This is a genomic window from Streptomyces sp. NPDC045695 (genome assembly GCF_056432025.1).
Genome location: NZ_JBWKJU010000004.1, coordinates 316,544 through 330,308, shown reverse-complemented (window position 1 = coordinate 330,308; position 13,765 = coordinate 316,544). Strand labels below are relative to the sequence as shown.

The following is a 13,765-nucleotide window of genomic DNA, read 5'->3' as shown; positions in this document are numbered from 1 at the left end:
ACACGGTCGGTGGGCGGGCCGGGCGGTGGGCCGGGCGCCTGCCGCGAGCGTACCGGCCGCCCCGGGAACGGGACCGCCCGCCCCTGCGAGGCAGGGGCGGGCGGGTGGATCCCGAAGGAAGGGTCAGGCGTCCGGCGCCGAATCGGCGGGAGTCGGCACCCCGCCGTCCTCGGCCTCGGCCTGAGCCGGTGCCTCGGACGGAGCCGCTGCGGCAGCGGCAGCCGCCGCGATCCGCTCGTCCGCCGCGGCGCGGATTCCGCGCCAGGCGGACTCCGCAGCCTGCTGTTCCGCTTCCTTCTTGCTGCGGCCGGTGCCGGTGCCGTACGAGACACCACCGACGCGAGCGGCAGCAGTGAAGGTCTTCTCGTGGTCCGGACCGGTCTCGGTGACCAGGTACTCCGGCACACCAAGACCTTCGGCCGCCGTGAGCTCCTGGAGACTGGTCTTCCAGTCCAGGCCGGCCCCGAGGTTCGAGGACTTCTCGATGAGCGGGTCGAAGAGCCGGTGGACCAGCTCCGAGGCCGCGTCGAGGCCCTGGTCGAGGTAGACCGCGCCGATCACCGCTTCAAGGGTGTCGGCGAGGATGGAGGCCTTGTCCCGGCCACCCGTGCCCTCTTCGCCCCGGCCGAGCCGGATGAAGGAGCCGAGTTCGAGGCCGCGCCCGACCTCCGCCAGTGCACGCGAGTTGACCACCGCGGCCCGAAGCTTGGCCAGCTGGCCTTCGGGGAGATCCGGGTGGGTCGTGTACAGCGTGTCCGTGACCACCAGGCCCAGCACGGAGTCCCCGAGGAACTCCAGCCGTTCGTTGGTGGGCAGACCGCCGTTCTCGTACGCGTACGAGCGGTGGGTCAGTGCACGCACCAGAAGGGCGGACTCGAGTCGATACCCGAGCCGCCCTTCCAGAAGCGTGTGGGACGAGGCCGCGTTGTTACTGTCTGCCTGCTTCTCAGCGTTGGACAGCTCAGACATTGCGCCTCTCACCAGCCGCTCAGACCTCGAGGACCTGGCGCTTGTTGTAGGTGCCGCAGCTCGGGCACGCAATGTGCTGGAGCTTCGGCTCCTGGCAACGCTCGCACGAAACCAGGGTGGGGACCGCAGCCTTCCACTGCGACCGGCGGTGGCGCGTGTTGCTGCGCGACATCTTCCGCTTCGGAACAGCCACGGCTACTTCTCCTGCTTCTCGGCGGCGCCCTGAACTCCGTCAGAGGCAGTGCCGCTCATGTTGTCCTTCTCGTCGTCCTGATCGGTCACGACGAGTCCTTGCAATGCCGCCCAACGGATGTCGACGGCGTCATGGTGGTGGTCCGGGTCGTCGTTCAGGCTGAGCCCGCAATCGGGGCACAGTCCGAGACAGTCCTCCCGGCACACCGGCTGCAGCGGCAGTGCGAGCACCACCACGTCGCGCAGCACGGGTTCGAGGTCGAACAAACCGTCCTCGAGGAAGAGCGTGTCCTCGTCGTCCTCGGCGTCGTCGGCCGGCTCCGCCTTGGAGCGGGTCCGGTCGTCGGCGTCAGGGTACGAGAACATCTCCTGGAAGTCCGCCTTGAGCTCGCGCTCCACGGACTCCAGACACCTTACGCACTCCCCCACGGCCGATGCACGGGCGGTGCCTGTGACAAGCACCCCTTCCATGACCGACTCCATGCGGAGCTTGAGCTTCAGCGGGGTGCCCTCCGGCACTCCGATGACGCCGGCGAGACCGAGGTCCGCCGGCGCCGCGATCTCACGGGACAGCCGCTGCATGGCACCAGGACGCCGACCCAGCTCGTGCGTGTCGAACACGAGGGGGTTGCGGTGGTCGAGGCGGGTATTCAGGGCCGTTCCTGCTTTCACAGATCGCTGAAGATCAAAAATGCTGCATTCGTGCCGCCCGCAAGGGCAGCACGGATCGCGGTGCATACGCGCGACCGAACAGCCAGGATACCCGCAGCCGCGCCCAGCACCCAATCCGGTGCTAGCGCCCCTGTTCGTACTGGCGCAGCTGCTCCAGGTTGATCATGCTCGTGTCGAAGAAGCTGGTCTCGTCGAGCGCGGGCTGCTGCGCCTGCGGCTCCTGGTACGCGGCGTACGGATCGGGCTGCTGGTACCCCGCGTAGGGGTCGGGCTGCTGCTGGTAGCCGCCGTAGGGGTCCTGGTAGGCGTAGGCGTCCTGCTGCTGCGCCGCGGGCTGCTGGTAGCCGTACGTGTCGTACACCGGCTCCGGCTGCGCGGGAATCGGCGCCTGCGCCGGCGCCGGCTGGGGGTCGGCCAGTCCCGCCAGGAAGTCCGCGTCGCTCGCCGAGCGGGACGGCTGCCCGGCGGCCGCGTCCTGGGCGGCCATGTGGGCCCCGAGCTCGTCCGTGGGGACCCGGCCCAGCAGCTTCTGGCGGCCGCGGCCGACGGCCTCCAGGGTCTTGGAGAGCACGGCCTCGAAGGTCGCCAGCTTGGTGTCCACGTAGGCGTCCGCCTGCTGGCGCTGCGTCTCGGGGTCGTGGCTGCGCTCGGGCGCCTCGGCGTCCGCGAAGCCGTGCTCGTCGAGCCCCGGGCCGCGGCCCAGCAGCTTCTCCCGGCCCCGGTCCACCGAACCGATGGTCTTGGTCAGCACGACCTCGAAGTTCGCGAGCTTGCTGTCGACGTAGTCGTCGGCCTCGGCCCGGATCTCCGCGGCCTCGCGGCGGGCCTCGTCGAGGATCCGGTCCGCCTCCGCCTGGGAGCGCCGCGCGATCTCGGTGTCGGAGATGAGCGAGCCGCGCTGGTTGTGGGCGGACTCGATGATCCGCTCCGCCTCCCGGCGGGCCTCCTCGACCATCTGCTCCCGGCCGCCGATGAGCTCCTGGGCCTGCGCGAGCGAGCCGGGGAGCGCCTGGCGGACCTCTTCGAGCTGGGCGAGCAGCTCGGCGCGGTTGATCACGCAGGAGGCCGACATGGGCATGGACCGGGCGCCGCCGACGGCCGCGACGATCTCGTCGAGCTTCTTCTGCACGTCCATGGGGGCTCGCACTCTCTCGGCCTCAGGCGGTTCCTGAGACGGACGGGACGACTGTAAGGCCAGCGGCCGTGCGCCCGACACTGGCTGACGGGGCGTCAGGGGGTCAGCGGTCGCCGAGCCGCTCGACGAGCGCCGCGTGCACGTGCGCCGGCAGTAGGTGGGTGACGTCGCCGCCCCAGGCCGCGACCTCCTTGACCAGCGAGGAGGACAGGAAGCTGTAGGTGGGGATGGTCGGTACGAAGAGCGTCTCGACGCCCGACAGCCCCATGTTCATCTGGGCCATCTGGAGCTCGTAGTCGAAGTCGCTGACCGCCCGCAGCCCCTTGACGATGGCCGGGATGTCGCGCTGCTTGCAGTAGTCGACGAGCAGCCCGTGGAAGGACTCCACCTCGACGTTGCCGTAGTCGGCCGTCGCCTCGCGGATCAGCTCGATCCGCTCCTCGACGCTGAACAGGCCCTTCTTGGACGGGTTGATCATCACGGCGACGTGCACCACGTCGTAGAGCCGGGAGGCGCGTCCGATGACGTCGAGGTGTCCGTTGTGGATGGGGTCGAAGGACCCCGGGCAGACGGCGCGGCGCAACTGAACTCCCTCGTTCATGACTCTTCGCTGGTGAAGGCGGCGCGGCCGTACCACAGGGTGCCCTCGCCGTACTTGCGTGACCGGAGCGGCTCGAAGCCCTCGGGCCACGGGAAGGCACCGGTGCGGGTGCTGCGCTCCACGGTGGCGAGCGCATCGTCCGTGAGCCAGCCATTGGCCCGGAGTGTGAGGAGGATCTCCCGCAGGTCGGCGCTGTCCACGGCGTACGGCGGGTCGAGGAAGACGATGTCGTACGGGGCCCCGCCCGCGGCGCCCGCCACGATCTGCTCGGCCTTGCCCGCGCGGAATTCGGCGCCGGGCAAGCCCAGCGCCTTGATGTTGTCGCGGATGGCCTTGGCGGCCTTGGCGTCGGTCTCGACGAGCAGGGTGTGGGCCGCCCCGCGGGAGAGGGCCTCCAGGCCTACGGCGCCCGAGCCCGCGTACAGGTCGAGCACCCGGGACCCCTCGACGCCGTGCAGCGACTCCCAGGTCGAGAACAGGCCTTCGCGCATCCGGTCCGAGGTCGGCCGGGTGCCGGTGCCCGCAGGCACGGCCAGCCGTCGCCCGCCGGCGCTGCCGGCGATCACGCGGGTCATCTGGGGGGTCCTTCAATCTTCGGGGACGTGGGGCACTCCCATTGTCAGCCCTTCTCCAGGTACTGCTCCCGCTCGGTGTCCAGCAGCGCGTCCAGGGCGGTGCGCAGGCCCGGCAGCCGCTCCAGCCCCGGATCGGCGGCGACCACGCGCGCGGCCTCCTCCCGGGCCTGGGCGATGACCTCCTCGTCCTCGATGACGGACAGCACCCGCAGCGAGGAGCGCACCCCGGACTGGGCCTGGCCGAGGACATCGCCCTCGCGGCGCTGTTCCAGGTCGATCCGGGAGAGCTCGAAGCCGTCGAGGGTCTGGGCGACGGCGGTCAGCCGGGCCCGGGCGGGGCTCGCCTCGTGCATCTCGCTGACCAACAGGCACAGGCCGGGTGCGGAGCCGCGGCCGACGCGGCCGCGCAGCTGGTGGAGCTGGGAGACGCCGAAGCGGTCGGCGTCCATGATCACCATGACGGTGGAGTTCGGGACGTTCACCCCGACCTCGATGACGGTGGTGGCGACCAGGACCTTGACCTCGCCGGCCGCGAAGCGGCGCATGACGTCGTCCTTGTCGGCGGGGTCCATCCGGCCGTGCAGCACCTCGACGCTCAGACCGGCCAGGGGGCCGCGCCTGAGCTGCTCGGCGATGTCCAGGACGGCGAGCGGCGGCCGCTTCTCGGCCTCGTCCTCGGCGGAGGCCTTCTTCTTCGGCTCCTCCTCGTCCCCGATGCGGGGGCAGACCACGTACGCCTGGTGGCCGTTCTCCACTTCCTCGCGGACCCGCTCCCAGGCCCGGGCGAGGAAGTGCGGCTTGTCCTTGGCGGGCACCACGTGCGTGGCGATCGGTGAACGCCCGGCGGGCAGCTGGTCGAGGACGGAGGTCTCCAGGTCGCCGAAGACGGTCATGGCGACCGTGCGCGGGATCGGGGTCGCCGTCATCACCAGCAGGTGCGGGGGCTGCTTGCCCTTGGACCGCAGGGCGTCGCGCTGCTCCACCCCGAAGCGGTGCTGTTCGTCGACGACGACCAGTCCGAGGTCGTGGAACTGCACCTTGTCCTCGATCAGCGCGTGCGTGCCGATCACGATGCCCGCCTCACCGGTGACGAGGTCGAGCAGTGCCTGGCGGCGCGCGGGCATCCCCATCGAGCCGGTGAGCAGCACCACTTTGGTGCCCTGGTCGGAGCCGCCGAGCATTCCGCCCTCGGCGAGCTCGCCCATCATCTCGGTGATGGAGCGGTGGTGCTGCTGGGCGAGCACCTCGGTGGGCGCGAGCATGGCGGCCTGCCCCCCGGAGTCCACCACGGCGAGCATGGCCCGCAGCGCGACCATGGTGTTGTGCGTGACGGTGAAGTTGTCAGTCACATAGGCATGGCTCGGGTGCTCGACGCTGATGCACTGGACCGGCTTGGCACCAACGTGCTCGACATTCCGAATACCGCGGCGGAAGGTGTTGTACGTCGGCCTCGGCCGCATTCGTGCCGACTTGCGCGGCAGCCGGAACGGCTCGAACTCCTCAGGCAAGGCAACAGAGACGTTGAAGGCCGCCTTCTTGGGCAGCACACGAGCACGTCCACCTAGAGAGCGCACAAGCCAGGCCACGTCCTCCGCCAACCGGAGCGAGGCGGAGCAGAACGAAATACTCATTCCGTTCGCGTCAAGCGTCCCGTCCGTGTCCATGAGCCCTTGAAGGACCGCCAAACGGTCCTTGACCGATGCGTTCTTGTAGACATCCGGGACGAACTTGTCGTGTGAGGTGGCACCCCACAGCCCCAGGTCACGAACCGCCTGGATGACGGGATTCCGTCGAGTGCCGCCCCCCGGCCCGCTCATCCGGATCGTGTAGTCGCAGCTGGATCCGGGAACCTCGGCCATCTCACAGCCCGGGGCCACCGCAGCCTCGACCGCGGCCAGGATCTCCCCGTCCGCGGTGGACAGTCTCAGGTTGTGTCGGAACGAGCCGTCGCCGATGAGAACGCCCATCAGGTAAGGATCAAGCGGTTGGTGGTCACCGTTCCCGAGGTCCACGGGGACGGCTACCGGCAGGTACCACTTGGAAGATCCATTGGCCTTGCGCAGGTCCGATCGGATCTCCCTTGTGGTCATCACCTTGGGCTCCTGGCCGCGGTGCCATCCACAACTGGTGCCGACGATCCACAGGTGTTCGTCGTCGCACTCGACCGAGCTCCCGTCCGAGAGCACCACCCTCCACACGTCGCGTTCCCCCTGAGGGAAGACGCCCCCGACGAGTGCGATCTCGCCGCTCGGCACCACCACCTCGTCCCCGACCTCGATATCGCCCATGGGCCGGAAGCCCGCGGGCGTCAGCACCAGCGAGTCGAGGGGCTGGGCCTTGCCGGAGCCGACCTCGCCCTGGAGGAGGCGGTGCATGGGGTGGCTGGTGGCCAGGTCGTCGAAGATCTCCTTGGAGACGCCCTGCTGGCCCTCGGTGAGGGTGAAGGGGAGCTTGGCGTCGAAGGAGTCGAGCAGGCCGCCGGGGGCGGGGCGGCGGGGGACGGCGGGGAGCTGGGCGTCGGCGTGGCGGCGGCGGGCCAGGGCGACCTGGAGGACGAAGGCCTCGTCCCACTTCAGGCGCTGGCGGGCGTCCTCGATGTCGGCCTTGGTGGCCGGCCGGTGGATCTTCAGCAGGGCTTCGGGGAGCGGGACCAGTCCCCGGCCCTCGCGCAGGGCGGCGGGAAGCGGGTCGAGGACCTCCTGCGTGCGGGGCAGCACCGCGTCCACGCACTTGGCGATCTTCCAGGACTCCAGCTTCGCGCAGGCGGGGTAGATCGGGATGAGCTGGCCGGCGAAGGCGGCGGCCGCGTCGGACTCGCCGGCCTCCTTGCCGAGCGGCTCGTACGCGGGATGGGCCAGCTGGAGCTTGCGGTTGAAGAGGGAGACCTTGCCCGCGAACATCGCGCGGCTGCCGGGCAGCAGCTCCTTGTGCGGCTTGTGGACGCCGGCGCCGAAGAAGACCAGCTGGAGGCGCCCGCTGCCGTCGGTGATGGTGACTTCGAGGCGCTTGCCGCCGCCGCGGCTGCCCTGGTAGGTCAGCAGCCGGGCGTCGGCGACCTGCGCGACGACGGTCACGTGCTCGTCGATCTGGTCGGCCAGCTCGGCCAGCGAGGTCAGCTCACCGCGCTCGGCGTACCGCCGCGGGTAGTGGTGGAGCAGGTCCAGGGCCGTGTGCAGGCCGAGCTGCTCGGCCAGCACCTTGGCGGTGGCGGGTCCGAGCGTCTTCTTGAGGTCTTCGTCGAGCGCGGGCACGTGTTCCATTGCACACCATGGCGCTGACAAGCCCGCTATTCCACCCCGATGAGGAGCGGCGCCGAGTACCGGCCGCCCCGGTAGGTGACGGTGTCCACGGCCAGGTGGCCGTGGAGCACGTACGCCTCCAGGCGCTCGGCGACGGCGTCCGGCACCTCGGGTCCCAGGACCAGGGTGACGAGTTCGCCGCCGGAGCCGAGCATCCGCTCCAGGACCGCCTCGGCGGTCTCGGTGAGGTCCGAGCCGATCACGGCGACGTCGCCGTCGATGAGACCGAGCACGTCACCGGCCTGGCAGATGCCGGCCGAGGTGAAGGACTGCCGTTCGGCCACGGCCAGTTCCCCGTACCGGGTGGCGCCGGCCGCCGCCGTCATGGCGACCACGTCCTCGTCGAAGGTGCCGTCCGGATCGTGCACGGCGAGGGCGGCCAGGCCCTGGACCGCGGAGCGGGTGGGGATCACGGCGACCCGTACGCCGTCGACGCGGGCCTGTTCGGCCGCCGCGGCCGCGGCGGGGCGCAGCTCGGCGCCGCCCGGCAGGAGCACGACCTCGCGGGCGTGCGCGCGGCGGATGGCGTCGACCAGTTCGGCGACGGCCAGGGGTTCCCCGGGGCGCACGAGCACGGTGGTGGCGCCCGCCTCCCCGCACAGGGCGGCCAGGCCCTCGCCGGGGACCACGGCGACCACGGCCCGCTGGGCGCGTGCGCCGCGGGCCCGGCGCCGTTCGTCCCCGAAGTGCGTGATCCGTATCCGGTACGGCCGTCCGGCGACGACCCCGGCCTCCACGGCGGCCCCGGGGTCGTCGACGTGGACGTGGACGTTCCACAGCCCGTCGCCGCCGACCACGACCAGGCTGTCGCCCAGCCCGTCGAGGCGTTCACGCAGGGCGCCGACCGCCTCCTCGGAGGCCTCCAGCAGGTAGATCACCTCGTAGGCGGGCCCGTCCGCCTCCTGCTCGCAGGGGTCCGGCGGCTGCGGTACGGGCACGGCCCGCCCGGGCACCGGCTCGACGGCCGGCGCCTGGCCGGACAGGGCCTGCCACAGGGCCCCGAGTACGGCGACCAGTCCGCAGCCCCCGGCGTCGACCACCCCGGCCCGGCCCAGCGCGGCCAGCTGCCCGGGGGTTTCGGCGAGGGCGGCGCGGGCCGCGTCGTAGGCGGCCCGGGCCACGTCGGCCGGGCTCCCGGCGGCGGCCGCGGCCGCCTCACCGGCCCGCGCGGCGGCGCCGGCGACGGTGAGCATGGTCCCCTCGACGGGGTGCGCGACGGCCGCGTACGCCTCCTGCGCGGCCCGGGTCAGCGCCCGGGCGAGAAGCCTGCCGGGCACCGGCTCCCCGGGCTGCCCGGGCTCATCGGGCTGCCCGGGCTCATCGGGCTGCCCGGGCTCATCGGGCTGCTCGCCGAGTACCTCGGCCACCCCGCGCAGCAGCTGCGCCAGGATCGTCCCGGAGTTCCCGCGGGCGCCGAGGAGCGCTCCGTGCGCCCAGGCCCGTACGGCCTGGTCCAGGGAGGTCGGCGCTGTGCCCTCGGTCACCTTCCCGAAGGCCGCGGTGAGCGCGAGGTCGGCCGATTCGGCGGTGAGGTAGAGGTTGGTCCCGGTGTCCGCGTCGGCGACCGGATAGACGTTGATCGCGTCGATGTCCTCGCGGGCCCGCCCCAGCGCGGCCAGGGCCAGCGAACTCCAGGTGCGCACGGCTTCGGCGTCGAGCTCGTCAGTGGGCTGCGGCTGCAGCTCGTGCGGCACTGGGCGTTCCTCCTCGTGCGGGCCAGGGTTCACCGCAGGGTAACGAAGGACCGCCCGCTCGTCCGGACCACGGGGCGGCGCCTGCGGCGGCCGTGGTAGTTTTCTTGGACGGACGCAGTCGTTGTATGCTGCTCCGGTTGCCCGGCGAGAGTCGGGCCATTCCCCGGCAAACCACTTCAGACCTCTGAATCCGGTGCGCCGGTTTCACTGTTAATTGCACCTGAAGTCTTGGAGTGACCTGTGGCTGCCAACTGCGACGTTTGCGCCAAGGGGCCGAGCTTCGGCAACAACATCTCCCACTCGCACCGCCGCACCTCGCGTCGCTGGAACCCGAACATCCAGCGCGTCCGTGCCGTGGTCAATGGGACGCCGAAGCGCCTCAACGCCTGCACCTCGTGCATCAAGGCCGGCAAGGTCTCGCGCTGACGCCTCCCGTCGTAGCGCAGCCCTTTCCGGTTGCCCTAAAGGCCGGTTCACCTCTGGTGAACCGGCCTTTTGCCTTGTCCGGCGGGGCTCAGCCTGGTCCCGCGGGGGCTCAGCGCCACTGCCAGGCGTGATCCACCGGGCCGATGCCCGCGCCGAGCGCGAAGCCGGCGGCGATGGCGCCCGTGACGTAGTCCTTGGCGGCCGTGACGGCCTGCGGGACGGTCAGGCCCTTGGCCAGCCCCGCCGCGACGGCGCTGGCGAGGGTGCAGCCGGTGCCGTGGGTGTGCCGGTTGTCGTGGCGGGGGGCGCGCAGCCACCGCTCCTCGGTTCCGTCGGTGAGCAGGTCCACGGCCTCGCCGCCGTGCGCCGCGAGGTGTCCGCCCTTGATCAGCGCCCAGCGGGGGCCGTGGCCGAGGATCGCGTCGGCGGCCCTCCGCATGCCGTCCTCGTCCTCCACCAGCACGCCGGTGAGCTGCGCCACCTCGTCCAGGTTGGGCGTGGCCACGGTGGCCCGCGGCAGCAGCTCCCGGCGTACGGCGTCCAGGGCCGAGGCGGCGAGCAGCGCGTCCCCGTGCTTGGAGACCCCGACGGGGTCCACGACGGCCGGGGCCGAGGTGGTGGCGAGCAGCTCGGCCACCGTCTCCACCAGGGCGGCCGAGGAGAGCATCCCGGTCTTCACCGCCTGGACGCCGATGTCGTCCACGACGGCCCGGTACTGGGCCGTGACGGCCTCGACGGGCAGTTCCCACACTCCCCGTACCCCGAGTGAGTTCTGCGCGGTCACGGCGGTCACCACGCTCATGCCGTGCACGCCGAGCGCGAGCATGGTCTTGAGGTCGGCCTGGATGCCCGCGCCGCCGCCGGAGTCGGATCCGGCGACGGTCAGGCACAGCGGCGGCGCAGGGCTCACGCCGGACCGTCCTGGGCGGCCGGGTCGGCCCCGAAGTGGTCCCAGCCGCCGGTGCTGGTCCAGGGCGCGCCGTCCACGGTCACCTGGGGCAGCGCGGAGCGGTTCAGCACCTCGCCGATGACCTTCCAGCGGGCGGGGAGCTTCACGTCCGGCGGGAAGGTGGCCACGATCGCGTGGTCCTCTCCCCCGGTGAGCACCCACTGCAGCGGGTCCACGCCGACGGCCTGCCCGATGTCGTGCATCTGCGTGGGGATGTCGACGGCCGCCGAGCGCAGGTCGATCCGTACCTTGCTGGCCTCGGCGATGTGCCCGAGGTCGGCGATCAGGCCGTCGCTGACGTCGGTCATGGCGGTGGCGCCGAGCCCGGCGGCCGCGGGGCCCGCGTGGTACGGCGGCTCGGGGCGCCGGTGCGCCTCCACGAACGCCCGCGGGGAGCGGAAGCCGCGCGAGAGCACGGCGAAGCCGGCCGCGGACCAGCCCAGCCAGCCGGTCACGGCGACGACGTCGCCGGGCTGGGCGCCGGAGCGCAGGACCGGCTCGTGGTTGCGCAGGTCGCCCAGCGCGGTGATGGCGACGGTGATGACGTCCCCGCGGACGACGTCCCCGCCGACCACGGCCGCGCCGGCGACCTGGCACTCGTCGCGGATGCCGTCCATCAGCTCGGTGGGCCAGGTGACCGGCAGTTCGGCCGGGACGACGAGGCCGAGCAGCAGCGCGGTCGGCACCGCGCCCATGGCGGCGATGTCGGCGAGGTTCTGCGCGGCGGCCTTGCGGCCGACGTCGTAGGCCGTGGACCAGTCGCGCCGGAAGTGCCGGCCCTCCAGCAGGATGTCGGTGCTCGCCACGACCCGCCGGTCGGGGGCCGACACGACCGCGGCGTCGTCGCCCGGTCCGAGCCGGACCGCCGGGGTGGTGGTGAGCCGTGAGGTGAGCTCCCTGATCAGCCCGAACTCCCCCAGCTCGCCCACAGTGCCCTTCATCGCTGTGCCCCTTCTTGCCCAGTCCGCTTGCGGTCGCGAGCCGTCACAGCTCTGGGTACCGTCAACAGATATGTCAACTTCTGCTCTCCGTACGCCCCGCTGTGCGTGGCGCCGGGCCCGCAGGTCTCCCCGCGGCGCACGGCGACGCGGTACCGTGGCGTCCCTTCTTCCCCCGGCCCCTCGCATCGTGTGGGGCCCACCCGAAGGTTAGGGGAAATGATCCTCGTGGCCGCCCTGGAGGTTCCGTGGTACAGGCGTACATCCTTATCCAGACCGAGGTGGGCAAGGCGTCTTTCGTCGCCGAGTCCATCGGGCAGATCCCGGGGGTGATCCAGGCCGAGGACGTGACGGGCCCGTACGACGTGATCGTGCGCGCCCAGGCCGACACCGTGGACGAGCTCGGCCGCATGGTCGTGGCCAAGGTCCAGCAGGTGGAGGGGATCACCCGCACCTTGACCTGCCCGGTGGTCCATCTGTAGCCCCCGTCTACTCTTGGCCGGTGATGTCCCTCCACCGCCGGCCCCTCCGTGTCCTGGCCGTGCCGGCCGTACTGGCCCTCGCGGCGTGCTCCCCGGGTGGTTCCCAGGCCCGGGTCGGCCCTCCGCCCATGCCGCCCGCCGACATCGCGGGGCTCTGTGCAGCGCTGCACGAGAAGCTCCCGGAGACGGTGGCCGGCCTGGCGCGGACCCCGACCGAACCGGAGTCCGATCTGACCGCCGCGTGGGGCGGCTCGGCGATCGTACTGCGGTGCGGGATCCCCAAGCCCCCCAAGATGGCGGATCCGGAGCAGGACGGGGTCGAGGTGAACGGAGTGTCCTGGCTGCTGGAGAAGCTCGACGACGGTGCGGGCGGCGGTTTCCGGTTCACCACCGGTCTGCGGCTGGCGTACACGGAGGTCCGGGTCGACCAGGAGCATGCCACGGATGCGGGGATGCTGGTCGGCCTGTCCGCGGCGATCGCCGCGACCGTTCCCGAGGGCATCTCCTCCTACTGAGCCCTACTGAGTCCCACTGAGTCCTCCTGAGCACCGAACTCACCGGACGCACCGCCGCCCGCCGGCCATGCCTTTCAGGGCGGGCCGGCGGGCGGTCGGCTGTACGGGTGCGCGGCGCTCGGCTCAGCGCAGGCCGGTGGGGCGGCGCAGGGCGGCCTGGATCAGGCAGTCCACCAGCTCCGGGTACTCCACGCCGGTCTTCTGCCACATCAGCGGGTACATGGAGATCGGCGTGAAGCCGGGCATCGTGTTGATCTCGTTGATGACGAACTCGCCGTCCTCGGTGAGGAAGAAGTCGGCGCGCACGAGGCCCTCGCAGGACGCGGCGTCGAAGGCCTCGACCGCGAGCCGCCGCACCTCTGCGGTCTGCTCCGGGGTGAGCGGCGCGGGCACGATCCCGGACGCCGAGTCGATGTACTTCGCCTCGAAGTCGTAGAAGTCGTGGCTGGACACCGGCGGGATCTCGGCGGGCACGCTGGCGCGCGGCCCGTCCTCGAACTCCAGGACCCCGCACTCGATCTCGCGGCCGCGCAGCAGCGCCTCCACGATGAACTTGGGGTCGTGGCGCCGGGCCTCGCGGATCGCCGCCTCCAGTCCGGAGACGTCGTCGACCTTGGTGATGCCGATGGAGGAGCCGGCCCGGGCGGGCTTGACGAACAGCGGCCAGCCGTGTTCGGCGGCGAAGTCCAGGATCCTGGCCTTGGCGGCGTCCGGGTCGGCGTCCCACTCGCGGGGGCGGATGGTCACGTACGGGCCGACGCGCAGCCCGAAGGACGTGAACACCCGCTTCATGTAGTCCTTGTCCTGGCCGACGGCCGAGGCGAGGACGCCGGAGCCGACGTACGGGATCCCGGAGAGCTCCAGGAGCCCCTGCAGGGTGCCGTCCTCGCCGTAGGGGCCGTGCAGCACGGGGAAGACGACGTCGACCTCGCCCAGCGCCTTGGGAACGGCGCCCGGCTCGGTGTAGACGACCTGGCGGTGGGCGGGGTCGACCGAGAGCACGACGGAGCCGTCCTCGCCTTCGGCGAGCTCCTCGACGCTCGGGAGCCGCCGGTCGGCGATGGCCATCCGGTCGGGCTCGTCGGCGGTCAGCGCCCACCGGCCGTCCGTGGTGATGCCGATGGGCAGCACCTCGTACTTGGAGCGGTCGATGGCGCGCAGCACGGCGCCCGCCGTGACGACCGAGATGGCGTGTTCCGAGCTGCGGCCGCCGAACACGACGGCCACGCGGGGCTTGCGGCCCTGCTGCTCAGGGGTCTGGGGGAGGTTCTCGCTGCTCATATCGCCACGAGAGTACCCGCTCAGACGTGCGGAATGG

Annotated in this window: 14 protein-coding genes; 3 read left to right on the top strand and 11 right to left on the bottom strand. The window is 71.7% G+C overall.

The genetic code is table 11. From position 1 onward, the window contains the following. Window positions 1-123: 123 nt before the first annotated feature. From rnc to AC07DU_RS10385, 8 genes are all read right to left on the bottom strand, one after another. The gene (rnc, locus tag AC07DU_RS10420) at window positions 124-969 is read right to left on the bottom strand and encodes a ribonuclease III (RefSeq protein ID WP_360894576.1); all 846 of its coding nucleotides are present in this window, start codon (window positions 967-969) and stop codon (window positions 124-126) included. A gap of 19 nt (window positions 970-988) precedes the next feature. After that, window positions 989-1,162 carry a 50S ribosomal protein L32 gene (rpmF, locus tag AC07DU_RS10415; protein ID WP_003965982.1) on the bottom strand — a complete coding sequence of 58 codons (174 nt, stop codon included), beginning with the start codon at window positions 1,160-1,162 and terminating at the stop codon, window positions 989-991. 2 nt (window positions 1,163-1,164) lie between these two features. Beyond that, window positions 1,165-1,815, bottom strand: a complete 651-nt coding sequence (locus AC07DU_RS10410; RefSeq protein ID WP_360894773.1) for a YceD family protein — start codon at window positions 1,813-1,815, stop codon at window positions 1,165-1,167. A 139-nt stretch (window positions 1,816-1,954) separates the two neighbouring features. After that, window positions 1,955-2,968: a DivIVA domain-containing protein gene (locus AC07DU_RS10405; protein ID WP_479110655.1), complete on the bottom strand. Its 1,014-nt coding sequence runs from the start codon at window positions 2,966-2,968 to the stop codon at window positions 1,955-1,957. Between the two features lie 103 nt (window positions 2,969-3,071). Further along, window positions 3,072-3,551, bottom strand: a complete 480-nt coding sequence (gene coaD, locus AC07DU_RS10400) for a pantetheine-phosphate adenylyltransferase (RefSeq protein WP_360894775.1) — start codon at window positions 3,549-3,551, stop codon at window positions 3,072-3,074. A gap of 14 nt (window positions 3,552-3,565) precedes the next feature. Next, a complete protein-coding gene (rsmD, locus tag AC07DU_RS10395) occupies window positions 3,566-4,144 on the bottom strand; it encodes a 16S rRNA (guanine(966)-N(2))-methyltransferase RsmD (protein WP_360894581.1) in 579 nt (192 codons plus the stop codon). Between the two features lie 44 nt (window positions 4,145-4,188). Next, window positions 4,189-7,404, bottom strand: coding sequence for a helicase-related protein (locus AC07DU_RS10390; RefSeq protein WP_479110653.1), 3,216 nt, complete (start codon window positions 7,402-7,404; stop codon window positions 4,189-4,191). 26 nt (window positions 7,405-7,430) lie between these two features. Continuing rightward, window positions 7,431-9,137 (bottom strand): DAK2 domain-containing protein, encoded by a 1,707-nt coding sequence (locus AC07DU_RS10385; protein WP_479110651.1) that lies wholly within the window; start codon window positions 9,135-9,137, stop codon window positions 7,431-7,433. A 240-nt stretch (window positions 9,138-9,377) separates the two neighbouring features. Between AC07DU_RS10385 and rpmB the strand changes: the two genes are divergently transcribed. Then, on the top strand, window positions 9,378-9,563 hold the full coding sequence (gene rpmB / locus AC07DU_RS10380) for a 50S ribosomal protein L28 (protein WP_007266795.1): 186 nt from the start codon (window positions 9,378-9,380) through the stop codon (window positions 9,561-9,563). Between the two features lie 109 nt (window positions 9,564-9,672). On the opposite strand, the gene thiD is transcribed toward rpmB, so the two are convergent. Next, a complete protein-coding gene (gene thiD / locus AC07DU_RS10375; protein ID WP_479110649.1) occupies window positions 9,673-10,473 on the bottom strand; it encodes a bifunctional hydroxymethylpyrimidine kinase/phosphomethylpyrimidine kinase in 801 nt (266 codons plus the stop codon). After that, window positions 10,470-11,453 carry a thiamine-phosphate kinase gene (locus AC07DU_RS10370; RefSeq protein ID WP_360894593.1) on the bottom strand — a complete coding sequence of 328 codons (984 nt, stop codon included), beginning with the start codon at window positions 11,451-11,453 and terminating at the stop codon, window positions 10,470-10,472. The genes thiD and AC07DU_RS10370 overlap by 4 nt, the downstream gene beginning before the upstream one ends. A 245-nt stretch (window positions 11,454-11,698) precedes the next feature. Between AC07DU_RS10370 and AC07DU_RS10365 the strand changes: the two genes are divergently transcribed. Both AC07DU_RS10365 and AC07DU_RS10360 read left to right on the top strand, forming a co-directional pair. Then, window positions 11,699-11,932, top strand: coding sequence for an Lrp/AsnC family transcriptional regulator (locus AC07DU_RS10365; RefSeq protein WP_030028650.1), 234 nt, complete (start codon window positions 11,699-11,701; stop codon window positions 11,930-11,932). Window positions 11,933-11,955: 23 nt separating this feature from the next. Next, window positions 11,956-12,447, top strand: coding sequence for a DUF3515 domain-containing protein (locus AC07DU_RS10360; protein WP_360894596.1), 492 nt, complete (start codon window positions 11,956-11,958; stop codon window positions 12,445-12,447). 123 nt (window positions 12,448-12,570) lie between these two features. On the opposite strand, the gene AC07DU_RS10355 is transcribed toward AC07DU_RS10360, so the two are convergent. Then, window positions 12,571-13,728 (bottom strand): D-alanine--D-alanine ligase family protein, encoded by a 1,158-nt coding sequence (locus tag AC07DU_RS10355; protein ID WP_453371710.1) that lies wholly within the window; start codon window positions 13,726-13,728, stop codon window positions 12,571-12,573. Window positions 13,729-13,765: the final 37 nt, after the last annotated feature.

What these genes read in the sequence shown, in the direction of transcription:
- rnc (WP_360894576.1), bottom strand. Translation starts at nt 969, where the DNA reads ATGTCTGAGCTGTCCAACGCTGAGAAGCAGGCAGACAGTAACAACGCG.
- AC07DU_RS10405 (WP_479110655.1), bottom strand. Translation starts at nt 2,968, where the DNA reads ATGGACGTGCAGAAGAAGCTCGACGAGATCGTCGCGGCCGTCGGCGGC.
- rsmD (WP_360894581.1), bottom strand. Translation starts at nt 4,144, where the DNA reads ATGACCCGCGTGATCGCCGGCAGCGCCGGCGGGCGACGGCTGGCCGTG.
- AC07DU_RS10390 (WP_479110653.1), bottom strand. Translation starts at nt 7,404, where the DNA reads ATGGAACACGTGCCCGCGCTCGACGAAGACCTCAAGAAGACGCTCGGA.
- AC07DU_RS10370 (WP_360894593.1), bottom strand. Translation starts at nt 11,453, where the DNA reads ATGAAGGGCACTGTGGGCGAGCTGGGGGAGTTCGGGCTGATCAGGGAG.
- AC07DU_RS10360 (WP_360894596.1), top strand. Translation starts at nt 11,956, where the DNA reads ATGTCCCTCCACCGCCGGCCCCTCCGTGTCCTGGCCGTGCCGGCCGTA.
- AC07DU_RS10355 (WP_453371710.1), bottom strand. Translation starts at nt 13,728, where the DNA reads ATGAGCAGCGAGAACCTCCCCCAGACCCCTGAGCAGCAGGGCCGCAAG.